13 protein-coding genes and 2 pseudogenes are annotated in these 13,152 nt (G+C 70.6%); 7 read left to right on the top strand and 8 right to left on the bottom strand.

Translation table 11 applies throughout. The features are described 5' to 3' along the window. Positions 1 to 101: 101 nt before the first annotated feature. Positions 102 to 830, top strand: a complete 729-nt coding sequence (locus tag ABZ642_RS28760) for a dienelactone hydrolase family protein (protein WP_360489332.1) — start codon at positions 102 to 104, stop codon at positions 828 to 830. A gap of 71 nt (positions 831 to 901) precedes the next feature. After that, positions 902 to 1,960 (top strand): annotated as a pseudogene (locus ABZ642_RS28755) (IS630 family transposase); the annotation flags it as partial. Positions 1,961 to 2,159: 199 nt separating this feature from the next. On the opposite strand, the gene ABZ642_RS28750 reads toward ABZ642_RS28755, so the two are convergent. The 4 genes and pseudogenes from ABZ642_RS28750 to ABZ642_RS28735 form a co-directional block, all read right to left on the bottom strand. Continuing rightward, on the bottom strand, positions 2,160 to 2,630 hold the full coding sequence (locus ABZ642_RS28750) for a GNAT family N-acetyltransferase (RefSeq protein ID WP_360489331.1): 471 nt from the start codon (positions 2,628 to 2,630) through the stop codon (positions 2,160 to 2,162). Between the two features lie 84 nt (positions 2,631 to 2,714). After that, a pseudogene (locus tag ABZ642_RS28745) lies at positions 2,715 to 2,879 on the bottom strand (transposase); the annotation flags it as partial. A 33-nt stretch (positions 2,880 to 2,912) separates the two neighbouring features. Continuing rightward, positions 2,913 to 3,317, bottom strand: coding sequence for a VOC family protein (locus tag ABZ642_RS28740; RefSeq protein WP_360489330.1), 405 nt, complete (start codon positions 3,315 to 3,317; stop codon positions 2,913 to 2,915). Positions 3,318 to 3,442: 125 nt separating this feature from the next. Continuing rightward, positions 3,443 to 4,426 (bottom strand): aldo/keto reductase, encoded by a 984-nt coding sequence (locus ABZ642_RS28735; RefSeq protein ID WP_360489329.1) that lies wholly within the window; start codon positions 4,424 to 4,426, stop codon positions 3,443 to 3,445. Positions 4,427 to 4,545: 119 nt separating this feature from the next. On the opposite strand from ABZ642_RS28735, the gene ABZ642_RS28730 reads away from it, so the two are divergent. Beyond that, complete coding sequence (locus ABZ642_RS28730) at positions 4,546 to 5,124, top strand: TetR family transcriptional regulator (RefSeq protein WP_360489328.1); 579 nt, start codon at positions 4,546 to 4,548, stop codon at positions 5,122 to 5,124. Between the two features lie 291 nt (positions 5,125 to 5,415). Continuing rightward, on the top strand, positions 5,416 to 6,207 hold the full coding sequence (locus tag ABZ642_RS28725) for a hypothetical protein (protein WP_360489327.1): 792 nt from the start codon (positions 5,416 to 5,418) through the stop codon (positions 6,205 to 6,207). A 28-nt stretch (positions 6,208 to 6,235) separates the two neighbouring features. On the opposite strand, the gene ABZ642_RS28720 is transcribed toward ABZ642_RS28725, so the two are convergent. The 4 genes from ABZ642_RS28720 to ABZ642_RS28705 form a co-directional block, all read right to left on the bottom strand. Then, positions 6,236 to 7,615 (bottom strand): HAMP domain-containing sensor histidine kinase, encoded by a 1,380-nt coding sequence (locus tag ABZ642_RS28720; protein ID WP_360489326.1) that lies wholly within the window; start codon positions 7,613 to 7,615, stop codon positions 6,236 to 6,238. Then, positions 7,612 to 8,274, bottom strand: coding sequence for a response regulator transcription factor (locus ABZ642_RS28715; protein WP_360489325.1), 663 nt, complete (start codon positions 8,272 to 8,274; stop codon positions 7,612 to 7,614). Before ABZ642_RS28715 ends, ABZ642_RS28720 begins: the two co-directional genes overlap by 4 nt. After that, on the bottom strand, positions 8,228 to 9,016 hold the full coding sequence (locus tag ABZ642_RS28710) for a phosphatase PAP2 family protein (protein ID WP_360489324.1): 789 nt from the start codon (positions 9,014 to 9,016) through the stop codon (positions 8,228 to 8,230). The genes ABZ642_RS28715 and ABZ642_RS28710 overlap by 47 nt, the downstream gene beginning before the upstream one ends. Before the next feature lie 286 nt (positions 9,017 to 9,302). After that, complete coding sequence (locus tag ABZ642_RS28705; protein WP_360489323.1) at positions 9,303 to 9,971, bottom strand: DedA family protein; 669 nt, start codon at positions 9,969 to 9,971, stop codon at positions 9,303 to 9,305. A 127-nt stretch (positions 9,972 to 10,098) separates the two neighbouring features. On the opposite strand from ABZ642_RS28705, the gene ABZ642_RS28700 reads away from it, so the two are divergent. The 3 genes from ABZ642_RS28700 to ABZ642_RS28690 all read left to right on the top strand — a co-directional run bounded on the left by ABZ642_RS28700 (position 10,099) and on the right by ABZ642_RS28690 (position 13,147). Further along, a complete protein-coding gene (locus ABZ642_RS28700; protein ID WP_360489322.1) occupies positions 10,099 to 10,470 on the top strand; it encodes a BlaI/MecI/CopY family transcriptional regulator in 372 nt (123 codons plus the stop codon). Then, positions 10,467 to 11,396, top strand: a complete 930-nt coding sequence (locus ABZ642_RS28695) for a M48 family metalloprotease (protein ID WP_360489321.1) — start codon at positions 10,467 to 10,469, stop codon at positions 11,394 to 11,396. Before ABZ642_RS28700 ends, ABZ642_RS28695 begins: the two co-directional genes overlap by 4 nt. Before the next feature lie 317 nt (positions 11,397 to 11,713). Further along, positions 11,714 to 13,147 (top strand): hypothetical protein, encoded by a 1,434-nt coding sequence (locus tag ABZ642_RS28690; RefSeq protein WP_360489381.1) that lies wholly within the window; start codon positions 11,714 to 11,716, stop codon positions 13,145 to 13,147. Positions 13,148 to 13,152: the final 5 nt, after the last annotated feature.

Genomic DNA, 13,152 nt, shown 5'->3' with positions numbered 1-13,152 from the left:
AGGGAGGTGAGACCGATCAACGCTGTGACAGGTCGGGGCTCCCTCCTTTGCATGGCCTAGGGAGCGCCCGCACAAGGCATCCCGAAGGGCTTGAAACGCTGATGCGCTTCACCTCCCAGACGTCGTCGGACGGCGTCACCGAACAGTTCTTCACCCTCGACAAGATCCCCGGCGTGCTCTGGACGCCGGAAGACGCCTGCGGTACTCGGCCCCTGATCCTTCTTGGCCACGGGGGCAGGCAGCACAAGACGGCCCCCGGCAACGTGTCCCGCGCGCGCCGCTACGCCGCCGAGGGTTTCGCGGTGGTGGCGATCGACGCGCCCAACCACGGCGATCGACCCACGGACGAGGATTTCGGCAGGATCGCTGCCGAGATGCGCGCCGGCATGGCCGCCGGTGAAGATCCAGGCGCGCTGGTCGCCGGCATGCACAGCTATCTGGCCCCTCAGGCCGTCGCGGACTGGCAGGCGGTCCTGACTGCGGTCCAGCGCCTCGACCAGGTCGGCGTCGGCCCGGTGGGTTATTGCGGCATGTCGATGGGCTGTGGTCTCGGCATCCCGCTCATCGCTGCAGAGCCCCGGATCCGCGCCGCGGTACTGGGCCTGCTCGGTGTGCGCGGGCTGGCCGAGGACGCCGCGCGGATCACCGTGCCGGTGCAGTTCCTGGTTCAGTGGGACGACCAGATGGTGCCGCGGGACCAAGGCTTGGCGTTGTTCGACGCCCTGGCCTCGGCTGAGAAGACGCTGCACGCCAACCCCGGAAAGCACGGGGACGTGCCGTTGTTCGAAGTGGACAGCTCACGGCGGTTCTTCGCCCGGCACCTGAGCTGACACGACATCAACCATCCAGCGCGCTGGCCGGAACGCCTTCCCGGCCAGCGCGTTCAGTCAAGACGTCTGGCATGGCCGAGCGGGTGCAAGTGCGGGAGATCGATGACGACGAGGACAGGCGGCTGCTGCGGATCATCCGCAGGGGCTCCGGGTCGGTGGTGACCTGGCGGCGGGCTCAGATGGTGCTGTTATCCGCACAGGGCATGCCCGTGGCGAAGATCGCCGAGGTGACGTTTCCCAGCCCGGACCGGATCCGGGATGTGATCCACAACTTCAACGCCGACGGCTTCGACTCGCTCTGTCCCAAGTACAAGGATGGCCGGCTCAGAACGTTCAGCCTCCCGGAACGTCGGGAGATCAAGAAGATCGCCAAGTCCAAGTCGGCCGAGCACGGCCTGCCGTTTTCGACCTGGAGCCTGGCCAAGCTGGCCGACTTCCTGGTCGCCGAGGGGGTGGTCGACGACATCAGCCACGAGGGCCTGCGCAGCCTGCTCCGCGAGGAGGGAATCTCGTTTCAACGCATAAAGACCTGGAAAACCTCACGCGATCCCGACTATGCGGCCAAGAAGGCCCGGGTCGAGCATCTCTACGCGATCGCCGACGGCGAGGTCGTACCCGAGGAAGACGAGCCCGAAGTCGTCTTCTGCCTGGACGACTTCGGACCGCTCAACCTCCAGCCTCACCCCGGCCGGCAGTGGGCCGAGTGCGGCGGTCGGCACAAGGATCCCGACCGGGAACCCAGACCACGCAGGCGGGCGACCTACACCCGCCCGCACGGAGTCAGGCACCTGTTCGCTGCCTACGATCTGAGCAGGGACAAGCTTTACGGCCACATCAGGCCGAAGAAGAACCGGACGAGGTTCCTGGAGTTCTGCCGCTACCTGCGCAGCCTCTACCGGCCCCAGATCCGGATCGCGATCGTGCTCGATAACTTCTCCCCGCACCTGACCACGAAGAAAGACGCCCGGGTCGGTGACTGGGCCGCCGACAACAACGTCGAGTTCGCCTACACGCCGACCAACAGCTCCTGGCTGAACCGGATCGAGGCCCAGTTCACCGCCCAGCGTTATTTCGCGCTGGACGGCACCGACCATGCCGGCCACCGGGAGCAGGGCAGCATGATCCGCCGCTAGATCATCTGGCGGAACAAGCACGCCTCCGACAAACGCCTCCGCGAGATCGTGGAAGTTCGTGTCACGAGCTCGTAGGGACACGCTTGACTTCGGCTGACCGGCCCTCGGACACACTCCCGGGGTAATCGGTCGGGTGAAGACACCGCACGAGCGGAACTCCCGGCGGGCGCCTAGGACCTGTCCGACAGGTCGAGTCCTAGCGCAAGTCCAGCTCGCCGACTGTTTGGCCTCCGCTGGTCTCACCCGTCAGACGGAATCCGAGCCCGAGGTAGAAACCTTCGGGGCCGCCCGTGCCCGGATGCCAGGTGGTGGTCAGGCGGGTGCCGCCGCGACGGCGGATTTCAGCAGCAACGGACTCGACCGCGAAGCGACCGTGACCTCGACCTTGCTCGCCAGCCGCGATGTTGAGCCGCCAGAGACCGGAACGGATGTCGGTGCCTGTGCCGTCGCCCCTCCAGTCGATGTCGAAGAAGGCCATGAGAAAACCGACGGGACGGTCACCGTCAAGGATGAGGCGGGGCCAGGCTATGCCGGGATAGAGATATGCCTCGGCCAGAGATTTCACGACTGGCGCGACCAAGTGCTCCTGATCCGGACGAACCCGCAGACCGATCGCGACGTCGAAGTTGGCCGGGGTGATCTGCTCCAGGGACAGTGTGGTCGTCATGCAGGAACCCTAAGCCAGTTGATCAAGTGGACTCTGCAGATGCATCGTCACCTGGTAACTACCGCCCGTAACGATTTCAGGACGAATCCGTTCCCATGTGCCATCCGCCGACCAGCGGCGATGCCGGTCGTACACCGTCTTCCACTTCCCGAGCCGCGGCGGCAGGTCCCGCCAGGGGATACCGGTCCGCTGACGGAAGAGAACGCCGTTGAGCACCCTGCGGTGGCTCTTCCAACGCCCGCCCCGCCCCACGCGTCAACGCGACCTTGTGAGAAACACAGGTCAGTCCTTGGAGTGCTGCCAGGCCTTGTACGTGAACTCGAGGCTGTACCCATCAGGGTCGAAGACGCCGGCCGCGTAGTACCCAGGAGCGTAGTAGGGGCGGTCCGCGGGTGCGCCGTTGTCGGTCGCGCCCGCCGCCATGGCCGCCGCATACGCCGCGTCGACCGCCTCCTTCGACGGCGCGGTGAAGCCGACGTGCGCGGCACGGCCCTCACTGACCCCGTCGCGCAACCAGAACACGAAAGCCGTGTCGGTACCGAACCCCTTGAGGTCGGGGTGCCCCTCCGGGCCGGTCGAGCCGTCGAAGTCGATCACGTGGCTCATGCCCAGTGGCTTCAACGTCCGGTTGTAGAAGTCGACCGAGCGGTCCATGTCGCTCACCGTCAGGAAAACATGATCGATCACTGTGTTCATCTCTTTCTGGAGACTGAGGACGCCACCAACGGAAGCGTCCAGGACTGGTTGGAATGCCGCAGCGCGGCCTTCAGGAGGCCGTGCCGCAGCATGCCGCCTGCAGACGGGCCCGGTACTCAACCGTTGAGAAGCTGCATCTGTTCGGGGGTGTAGCGGTCGCCGGAGACGATCCCGTGCGGGGCGACCGCATCGATGGCGGCCAGTTCGTCCGCGGTGATGGTTACGGCGGCGGCGACGCTGTTCTCTTCCAGATAGCGGCGGCGTTTGGTGCCGGGGATGGCGACCGCTCCCTGGTGGAGGACCCAGGCGAGGGCCAGCTGGGACGGCGTGACCTTCTTGGCGGCGGCCATCCGGCGGACCTCGTCGACCACGGCCAGGTTGCGGTTGAAGTTCTCGCCCTGGAAGCGGGGGTCGATGCGGCGGTAGTCGTCCGCGGCGAAGTCGTCCGGGCCGTTGATCGCGCCGGAGAGGAAGCCGCGCCCCAGCGGCGAGTAGGCGACCAGGCCGATCCCGAGCTCGTTCAGGGTGCCCATGACCCCGTCCTGCTCGATGCCGCGCTCGAAGAGCGAGTACTCGGTCTGGACCGCGGTCAGCGGGTGGATGCGGTGGGCGCGGCGGATGGTCTGCGGCGCGACCTCGGACAGGCCGATGTGGCGGACCTTGCCGGCGTCCACCAGCTCGCCCATGGCACCGACTGTCTCCTCGATGGGCACCTGCGGGTCGACCCTGTGCAGGTAGTAGAGATCGACGTGGTCGGTGTTCAGGTGGCGCAGGGAGCGGTCCAGGGCGCGGCGGATGTACTCGGGGCGCCCGTTGAGGCCGGTCACCGCACCGTCGTCGCCGATCTCGATTCCGGTCTTGGTGGCGATCACGGCCTGATCGCGGCGGCCGGTGAGCGCCTTGCCGAGGAGCTGCTCGTTGACGAAGGGGCCGTAGATCTCGGCAGTGTCGAACAGGGTCACGCCCAGTTCCAGGGCACGGTCGATGGTGGCCAGCGATTCAGCCTCATCGGTGCTGCCGTAGAAGGCGCTCATCCCCATGAGGCCGAGCCCCTGGGTGGAGACGGCGAGGCCCTGGCTGCCGAGCGGGCGGAGTTCCATCGTGATCTTCCTTGTGTCGAGGTCATCCAGCGGAAGGTAACCAACTGGATGGTTTCCATGATGGAGCACGCATTCGGAGGTGTCAAACCAACTGGATGGTTACTTGCTAGAGTGGCGGCATGCCCCGAGATTCCGCCGCGACCAAGGCACGCCTTCTGGACGCCGCCTTCGCCGAGTTCGCCGCGTACGGCCTGGCCGGCGCCCGGGTGGACCGCATCGCCGAAGCGGCCAACGCGAACAAGCAAAGGATCTACGCCTACTTCGGCAACAAGGAGCAACTGTTCGACGCCGTGATCGACCGAGTGCTCGCCATGGGCGCGGAGACAGTGCCCTTCGACGCCGAGGACCTCCCCGGAGTCGCGGGACAGATCTTCGACGCCCTGGTCGCCCACCCCGACCTGATGCGGCTGCTCTCCTGGAAGCTGCTGGAGCGCCCCGGCGCCACCGACCAGGAGACCGCCACCTACACCGCCAAGACCACGGCCGTGGCGGCGGCCCAGGAGCAGGGCCGAGTCGAGTCGGAGCTCGGCCCTGAGGACCTGGTGGCTTTCGTGCTGGCGCTGACCCAAGCCTGGTTCAGCCTCACCGGCGGCATGAGCCCGACCGGCGGAAGCGACCCATGGTCAACGCGACGATTGGCCCAGCACCGCGACGCCGTCGTCGACGCGGTACGGCGGATCACCACACCGCACACATAGGACAAGCGGCGGATCACTCACGCCGGCTGCCCGAGCTCGTCGACGACGGCGCGCGGTCAGCGCCGCACGAGTCGTCGCCAACGGGCGGGCTGTTGGCCGACCGCAGTGACGCCACCACGGTCCACCCGCCTCTCCTACCACCGGCCACACGTCGCTGACCAGCGTATTCGCTGTCGCGCTCAGGTTGTGTTCAGGTTCGGAGAGCCCTTGGGCAACTCCACCTCCAGAAGCCCCAAAAGTCTGGCAAAGGGGTCTGGGAGACCTGTCGGGTGCCGTGTCATCGTCCCTACCATGACGACTGATCACCTCATGCACAACCGGCCCGCGGGCCACATCCGTCACGCGGCGAGCAAGGTGCCGGAGGTGACCGTCTATTTCTGGATCATCAAGGTGCTGACGACCGGCATGGGAGAGACGGCCTCCGACTTCCTGGCCCATCTGCTCGGCCCTGTCCCTGCCGTCGGCCTCGGTGGCGTCGCCCTGGTGGCGGCCCTGGCGGTGCAGTTCGCCGTCAGGCGTTACGTGGCCTGGATCTACTGGACCGCGATCGTCATGGTCAGCGTGTTCGGCACGATGGCCGCGGATATCCTGCACGTCGGTCTCGGGGTGCCGTACGCGCTCTCGACACCGTTCTTCATGGTCGCGCTGGCCGTCGTCTTCGTCCTCTGGTACCGCAGCGAAGGCACGCTGTCCATCCACAGCATCCACACCCGGCGCCGGGAGACCTTCTACTGGGCGACCGTCCTCGCCACGTTCGCTCTGGGCACCGCCGCGGGGGACCTGACCGCCACGATCGGCCTCGGCTACCTGGGGTCCGCCGTCGTGTACGGCCTCGCGATCGCCGTTCCCGCGATCGCTCACCGCTGGGGCAGCCTGAACGCGGTGGCCGCCTTCTGGGCCGCCTACGTCATCACCCGCCCGCTCGGCGCCTCCGTCGCCGACTGGATGGCGGTCTCGCGCGGCCGGGGCGGGCTCGCCCTCGGCCTGGGGCCGGTCACGCTGTCCTGGACGGTGGCCATCCTCGGCTTCGTCGGCTATCTCGCCGTCTCCCGCAAGGACATCCAGCACGACACCATGCCGTGACATCGCGCAGCCCCGAGCGGGTCTGTCGTCACCCGGCAGGCAGGCTGACCACGAAGCGTGCCCCGGGCGAGTGCCCGGGATCGTTCGTCACCTCGCCGCCGGCCGAGCGGGCGAGACGTCGCGCCAGTGGCAGCCCCAGGCCCGCTCCGGCGTGCCCGTCGCCGGGATCCGCACGTCGGCCGGGCTCGAAGAGCTGTCCGGCGAACGAGGGTGGTACGCCGGGTCCGTCGTCGATGACGTCGATGCGGACGCCGTCGGGCGCGGAGTGGGCACGGACGGCGACGCTGGTGCGCGCGTAGCGGCAGGCGTTGGCGAGAAGCGGGCTGATGATGCGTTCGAGGAGGGCGGGCGGCACTCCGGCCACCAGGGGAGCGCCGTCGGTGGTGAGCTTCAAGTGGCCGGGCACGTCCAGGGCTTCGGCGAGGTGCCGCAGCGTGGGCAGGACCTCCACGGTGCCGGGTGCGGTGAGCGTGCCGTTGCGGGCGTCCTCCAGGAGCGTGTCGCAGATGGTGCGCATGGACTCGGCGGCATCGGCGATGACCTGGTGGGTGGCGTCGGTCTGTTCGGCGGTGCGGGGGTGGGCCTGCCACCAGTCGAGTTCGGCGATGATCCGGCTCAACGGTGTGCGCAGTTCGTGCGAGAGTTCGCCGGTGAGCTGCCGCTCGTGGCGCAGCAGGGTGCGGATACGGTCCAGGAGGGCGTCCAACGATGTACCGAGGCGGGCGAGTTCGTCAGGGTGTCGCATACTTCCGAAGCGTTCCTCGGAGGCCACGGCGCTCCACTGGGTGGCCTGGTCGGTCATCGTGCGGACCGGGCGCAGCGCGCGGCCTACCGCCAGCCGGGTCAGGGCGTAGGTGATGGCGAGCATCACGGCGTCCAGGACGAGCGATCCCAGGAGCAGGGTGTCGGCCGAGCTCCGGTAGGGGGAGAGGTTCAGCGCGGTGACCACCGTGGCACCGCTCTTGTCTCCGGGGACCGACTGGGAACACAGGCGGAGGGGGCCACGCACGTCGACGGTGACGCACCGTCGGCCGCCGTGCCCGGCGAGTGTGTCGGCGACGTGAGTGAGGGCCCCGGCGGCGGGCGGAGCTTCGAGCAGGCGCCGGCCGGCGTAGATCCACACGTTTGCGTCGAGGAGGTCGTCGTGCGAGGTCTCCAGGACGCGTACGGTCGTCCCGCTGGTGTCGACGGTCGTCGCTACGGCGGCGGCACGGGTGCGGAGTTCGTCGTCCGCCTGGTGCTGGAGGCGGTGCTGGGCCACGGTGTTGAAGGCGACGGTGAGGACCAGCATCAGCAACGTGGCCGTGACGAGTGCCACGAGGGAGAGCCGGCCGCGCAGGGTGCTGGGGGTCAGGCGGCGGGGGAGGGCGGACGCGGCGGGGCGCGGCCGCTGGCGGGCCTCGCTCATGACAGGCGGTGGCCGATGCCGCGCGCCGTGCTGATCGTCCGGTCGCTGCCCGCCTCGCGCAGTTTGCGGCGCAGCCTGGTCAGGTACTGGTCGAGGGTGTTGTCGCTGACCTGGGCGCCTTCGGGCCAGGCCGCCCGGACCAGTTCGCGGCGGCGCACGACGGCGCCGGGAGTGGCCATGAGCGCGGCCAGCAGACGGAACTCGGTCGGCGTCAGATCGACCTGGGTGCCCCGGACGGCGACCGTGTGCCGGACGGCATCCAGGACCAGGTCTCCCGCCGTGGCGACCTGCGGTGGTGCGGCCCGCTTCAGAGCCGCCCGCAGGCGGGCGGCGAGTTCGGCGAGATGGAACGGCTTGGGCAGATAGTCGTCGCCTCCGGCCGAGAACCCGGACAGCCGGTCGGTGAGCCGGTGATGGGCGGTCAGGAAGATGACGGGAGAGAGGAACCCGTTGGCGCGCATCGCCTGGCACACGTCCCGTCCGTCCGCGTCGGGCAGCCCGATGTCGAGCACGGCGGCGGAGACGCTGTCGGTGGCCAGCCGCAGCGCGGTGCCGCCGTCCGGCGCGGAGACGGTGTCGAAGTCCTCGTCGCGCAGTCCGCGCACCAGCACGTCACGCAGGGCGTGATCGTCCTCGACGACCAGGATCGTCTGCCGCATGGTCCTCCCTCGGTTCGCGTGTCGTGTCCGTCCGTCCGGCCGCCGTACCCGTCGGCTCGTTCCCTCGGCGCACTGTGTCTGTCCGCGTGGCGCCGGAGGGCCGGTGCCCGGGCGGCCAGCGGGTCACGGCGGCCAGGCACAGGCCCAGCCAGCCGAGGGCGAACAGCCAGCCGCCGACCACGTCCGTGAACCAGTGCACCCCGAGGTAGACGCGGGTCAGCCCGACCATCGCGCCCCAGCATCCGATGACCAGGGCGAGCGGAATGCTGCCGCGCCTGCCGCGCACGAGGACGGCGACGATCAGCAGTCCCGCGGTGAGGGCCGCCGTGGTGGTGTGTCCCGACGGGAAAGCCCATCCCGAGGCATGGGTGTCCCAGTCCGCTTGGGGCGGCCGTGGGCGGGACACGAGTGCCATCACCCCGTACCGCAGCGCCTGGCCCGCTCCGAGACAGGCCAGGCAGAGTGCGACGGCGATCGCACGCTGCCGGCGGGTCCGTCCCGCGATGATTCCGGCGAGCGCCGCCAGCGCGTAGGGGACGGCACCTGTCCCCGTGGTGGTCAGCCCGTGGGCGAATGCCACCGCGACATCCGGCCGGTGGTCGACGGACCAAGCAAGGAGGCCGTGGTCGGCGAAGAGTGGTCTGCCGCCGTGGCCCGTCACGACCATGGTCAGCAGGCCGAACGCGGTCCAGGCACCGAGGCCGCAGCCGCCGGCCAGTTCGGCGGCGTTGCCGCGCTTCACGACACCGCCGCCGGCAGCGGGCGCGGCGGGGTGGCGGCCGGCCGCCGGGCCGGGGGCCCTGCCCGCCCGCTCAGTACGGACACGCCGGCTGTCACGGTGAGCGCGCCCACCGCGGCTCCTGCCGTCACATCGTGGGGGCGGTGCTCATGCGACCGGACCCGAGAAGGCCATCGCGACGCGGACCATGCCGACACGGTGTCGTTCGGCCGGGCAGGGACGTGCCGGGCGAGGCGCACCACCCCGGTGTGGGCCGAGCCGTCGAGGGACGGTCCGGCGAAGGCGAGGATCATCCCTGGGCCTCCGCCGCCTTCGCCCGCCGTCGCGAGCGGAGCACCTCGGTGGCGAGCGGAATCAGGGACAGGGCCACGATCAACGCGACCATCGGCAGCAGGTACCGGTCCACGTTCGGCACGGAGGAGCCCAGCGCGTAGCCCGCCAGCGTGAGACCCAGGCTCCAGAGCAGCCCGCCGGCCGTCTGCCAGACGGTGAAGGTCCGTACCGGCACCCGCAGGGCGCCCGCCATCGGGTTCAGGACCGTCCGCACCACCGGAACGAAACGGGCCAGCACGATCGCCTTCGCGTACCCGTAGCGCTCCAGCAGTTCCTCCGCGCGTCTCGCCCCCTCGTGCAGGCGCGCCGAGCGGCTGTGGGCGAGCAGGGCGCCGCCCGCTCTGCGGCCCAGGAGGTATCCGCACTGCGAGCCCGCCAGCGCACCCACCGCGGCGGCGATCAGGAGCGGCCCGAGCGACAGCTTGAGGCCGTGGTCGGCGGTGCCGGTGCACAGCAGGCCCGCCGTGAAGAGCAGGGAGTCGCCCGGCAGGAAGAAACCGATCAGCAGCCCGGTCTCGGCGAACAGCACCACTCCCACGCCCAGCACGCCGAAGGCGGACAGCAGCGAGCGTGCGTCCAGCACATTGACAGCGAGCTGCGACGATAGGTGCATGGCTGTGGTCATTCGTCGAGGGTCCCTTCATGACGCGCCCGGGCCGCCGGATGCGCCGCGACGGGGCACCCGGCCGGTGACTACAATCCAGTAGACGGTCTACTCAACTGTAGACGATCGTGGCGTGAGGGACGTTCCCATGACCGACTCGAGGGACGAGAGGCGGCCGGCCGGCGAACTCGAAGCGGCCGTCATGGCCGCACTGTGGGCCGCTGGGGCCCCGCTCACGCCCGGGCGGGTGCAGGCCGAACTCGGCGGCGGCCTGGCACGCACGACGGTGGCGACGATCCTGACCCGGCTGCACGAGAAGGGCGTCGTCGGCCGTCAACGGCAGGGGCGCGGCTTCGCCTACTTCCCGGTGCAGGACGCTCCCGGCCTGACCGCCCGGCGCATGCACACCGAACTCGACCGCGACGCCGACCGGCAGACGGTCCTGGCCCGCTTCGTCGCCCAGCTCGGCCCGGGCGACGAGGAAGTCCTGCGCCGGCTCCTGGACGGTGACGAGCGATGACCGCCGTCCTGCTGTTGCCGCTGGTCCTGCCCTTCCTCGCGCCGGTGCTGGGCCGTCGGACTCTGGACCGTCTGGCCCCCGCCACCGCGCTGTGGGTCCTGACCGCCTCGGCGCTGGCGCTGGCGGGAGCCTGCGTCGCCGCCCTCGGGGCGCTGGTCCTGCTCGGACTGCTCAAGCTCCCCGCCCTCGCCGCCTTCGGCGAACTCGTCCACCCCTTGCGCACGCCCTCCGACTTCGTCGTCGTTCCCGCGGCCTCGGCGGCCACCGGAGTCCTCGCCCTCGGCGTCCTCAGCCTCGTACGCTCGGCCTTCCGGCAGACCCGTGCCTACCGCACCGCCCGGACGCAGGCCGGTCGCCGCCCGGCCGCCGGTGACCTCTGCGTCGTCGAGTCGCCGCACCCGGACGCCTACGCCCTGCCCGGACGGCCGCACCGCATCGTCGTCACCACCGCGATGCTGCGCAGCCTGGGACCTGCCGAACGCGAGGCACTCTTCGCCCATGAACGGGCCCACAACCGGGCCGGCCACCACTACTTCCTGGTCGTCGCGGAACTCGCCGCCCACTGCCACCCGGCCCTGCGCCGAGTACGCGAGATCATCCGGCTGGCCGCCGAGCGGGACGCCGACGAGGCCGCCGCCACCGCTGTCGGGGACCGGCGTCTGCTCGCCACCGCCATCGCGCGCGCCGCCCTGGCCTGCCACGCTTCCCCCAGCGATCGCCCGGGCTTCGCCCCGGCGGCGACGACGGGCCCGGTCGCGCAGCGCGTCGCCGCCCTCCTCGGTCCCGCCGTGAGACGCCCGCGCGCCGCACGCACCATCGCGTTCCTCCTGGTGGTGTGCACGGTCCTGTCCGTCGGCGCCGGAACGGCCGGCGTCCTCGACTTCCATCACAAGGTCGAGGTCGCCCAGGGCGAGGAGGCTCCCTGACCGGTCCGTCGTAGGCGGCGGCGATCCCCGTTCCGACGGCGCAGGCCGACAAGGGTCAGCAGGAGGGCGCCCGCCACGAAGGGCACGTGAAGCCGGGGCCTTCGGCAGGTTGCGGACCCGCCCCGGTGGCCGGCTGAACGGAAAACAGGGCCGTCCAGTCGTCTTCTCACCCGCCTCTCACCCTACAAGCCGTAGGGTGGAACGCCCTCCTGCGAGCTGTAGGAGGAGCCGATTCCGCGGTGTGCGACGACAAGAGGTGCGAGATGACCGGCGGCTCGAACGCCACGACGACCGGTGTCCTTCGCACCGGCCTCCCGATGCGGGCCGTCCGGCCCCGGCGCCCTAGGGGCGAGCCCCGGCTCGGGGCGGTCGCGGCGGCCTTCACGCTCGCCCAGCTCGTTCTCGTACGGCCGGATCTCGGTCTCGGCTGGGACGAGACCGTCTACGTCAGCCAGGTCAGCGGTCACGTTCCGGCCGCCTACTTCAGCGCCCCCCGCTCCCGTGGCATCTCGCTCCTCGCCGCCCCGATCGCCTCCTGGTCGGACTCCACCGTCCTGCTCCGGATCTACCTGGCCGTTCTCTCCGGCCTCGCCCTCTACCTCGCCCTGCGCGTCTGGCGAGGCCACCTCGGGCCCGGAGTCCTGGCCCTGGCCGGCGCCCTGTTCGCCTCGCTGTGGGTGACGCTGTTCTACGGCCCGCAGGCCATGCCCAACTACTGGGTCGCCATTGGCGCCCTGGCCTGCGTCGGGTGCTTCCTGCGCGCCCGCGCGCACGCACGGGACCGGGCGTCCTGGTGGGGTGTGTGCGCGGGTGCGGCGCTGATGGCGTGGATGCGCCCGATGGACGCGGTCTACGTCGTGCTGCCCCTGCTCGCCCTCTCCCTGCGCCGCCCGCGTCTCCTCGTCGCGCTGGTCGTGGGCCTGGCGGCGGGCGGGGGAGAGTGGGTGATCGAGGCGTACGTGAGCTACGGCGGTCTCGCGCAGCGCCTGTCGGCCGCGTCCGCCATTCAGGGCGGGCTCGGCTGGCACCTCGCCGTGATCGACCAACTGCGCAGTCTCGGCGGGCGCACCCTGTGCCGGCCCTGCACCGGATCGGCCCCCAGCCCGGTGGTGACCCTGTGGTGGTTCGCGCTGCCGCTCCTCGCCGTCCTCGGCGCGGTGGTCGCCGTACGTGCCCGGCGCGCGCTGCCCGTCCTGCTCGCGGGAGCCTGCGCCGTCACGGCCGCCGTCCCCTATCTCTTCCTCATCGGCTACGCGGCCCCCCGCTTCCTGCTGCCCGCCTACGCCCTGCTCGCCCTCCCCGTGGCCCGCGGTCTCGTCCACCTGTTCACCGCCCCCACCCACAGGACGGGGCGCACCCTGGCCGCCGGTCTGGTGGCGGTCGGCCTGGCAGGCCATCTGGCCGTGCAGTACGTCGTCCTGGAACACACCGTGCGCGGCTCCGCCGCCTCCCGCGCCGCCTGGGCCCGCACCGCCGCCGCCCTCCACGCACGTGGTGTACGGCCGCCGTGCCTGCTCAGCGGCTACGACGCCGTCCCTGTCGCGTTCTACACCGGCTGCGGCTCAGCCCAGACGGCGGGCCACGACACCAGCGCCACCTCGGTCGAGCTGATGCGTGCCGCTCACCGCATGCCCTTCGCCGTCCTCGCACCGCCGGGGGGCCGTCCGCCCGCGTACGCACGCACCTGGCCCGAGGAGCGGGCCGGGGCTCTTCGGGCGTACGCGGCACCCGATACGTGGCTGGGCAGGTGACCGTG

The organism is Streptomyces sp. NPDC007157, from assembly GCF_040634235.1.
Taxonomy (GTDB): domain Bacteria; phylum Actinomycetota; class Actinomycetes; order Streptomycetales; family Streptomycetaceae; genus Streptomyces.
Note: the sequence above shows the minus strand (reverse complement) of the source record. Positions and strands in the feature narration are given on the sequence as shown.

Bases quoted from the DNA above. Each gene is read 5' to 3' on its own strand.
- ABZ642_RS28760 (WP_360489332.1), top strand. From the start codon at position 102: ATGCGCTTCACCTCCCAGACGTCGTCGGACGGCGTCACCGAACAGTTC.
- ABZ642_RS28750 (WP_360489331.1), bottom strand. From the start codon at position 2,630: ATGACGACCACACTGTCCCTGGAGCAGATCACCCCGGCCAACTTCGAC.
- ABZ642_RS28735 (WP_360489329.1), bottom strand. From the start codon at position 4,426: ATGGAACTCCGCCCGCTCGGCAGCCAGGGCCTCGCCGTCTCCACCCAG.
- ABZ642_RS28730 (WP_360489328.1), top strand. From the start codon at position 4,546: ATGCCCCGAGATTCCGCCGCGACCAAGGCACGCCTTCTGGACGCCGCC.
- ABZ642_RS28725 (WP_360489327.1), top strand. From the start codon at position 5,416: ATGACGACTGATCACCTCATGCACAACCGGCCCGCGGGCCACATCCGT.
- ABZ642_RS28720 (WP_360489326.1), bottom strand. From the start codon at position 7,615: ATGAGCGAGGCCCGCCAGCGGCCGCGCCCCGCCGCGTCCGCCCTCCCC.
- ABZ642_RS28715 (WP_360489325.1), bottom strand. From the start codon at position 8,274: ATGCGGCAGACGATCCTGGTCGTCGAGGACGATCACGCCCTGCGTGAC.
- ABZ642_RS28705 (WP_360489323.1), bottom strand. From the start codon at position 9,971: ATGACCACAGCCATGCACCTATCGTCGCAGCTCGCTGTCAATGTGCTG.
- ABZ642_RS28700 (WP_360489322.1), top strand. From the start codon at position 10,099: ATGACCGACTCGAGGGACGAGAGGCGGCCGGCCGGCGAACTCGAAGCG.
- ABZ642_RS28695 (WP_360489321.1), top strand. From the start codon at position 10,467: ATGACCGCCGTCCTGCTGTTGCCGCTGGTCCTGCCCTTCCTCGCGCCG.
- ABZ642_RS28690 (WP_360489381.1), top strand. From the start codon at position 11,714: ATGCGGGCCGTCCGGCCCCGGCGCCCTAGGGGCGAGCCCCGGCTCGGG.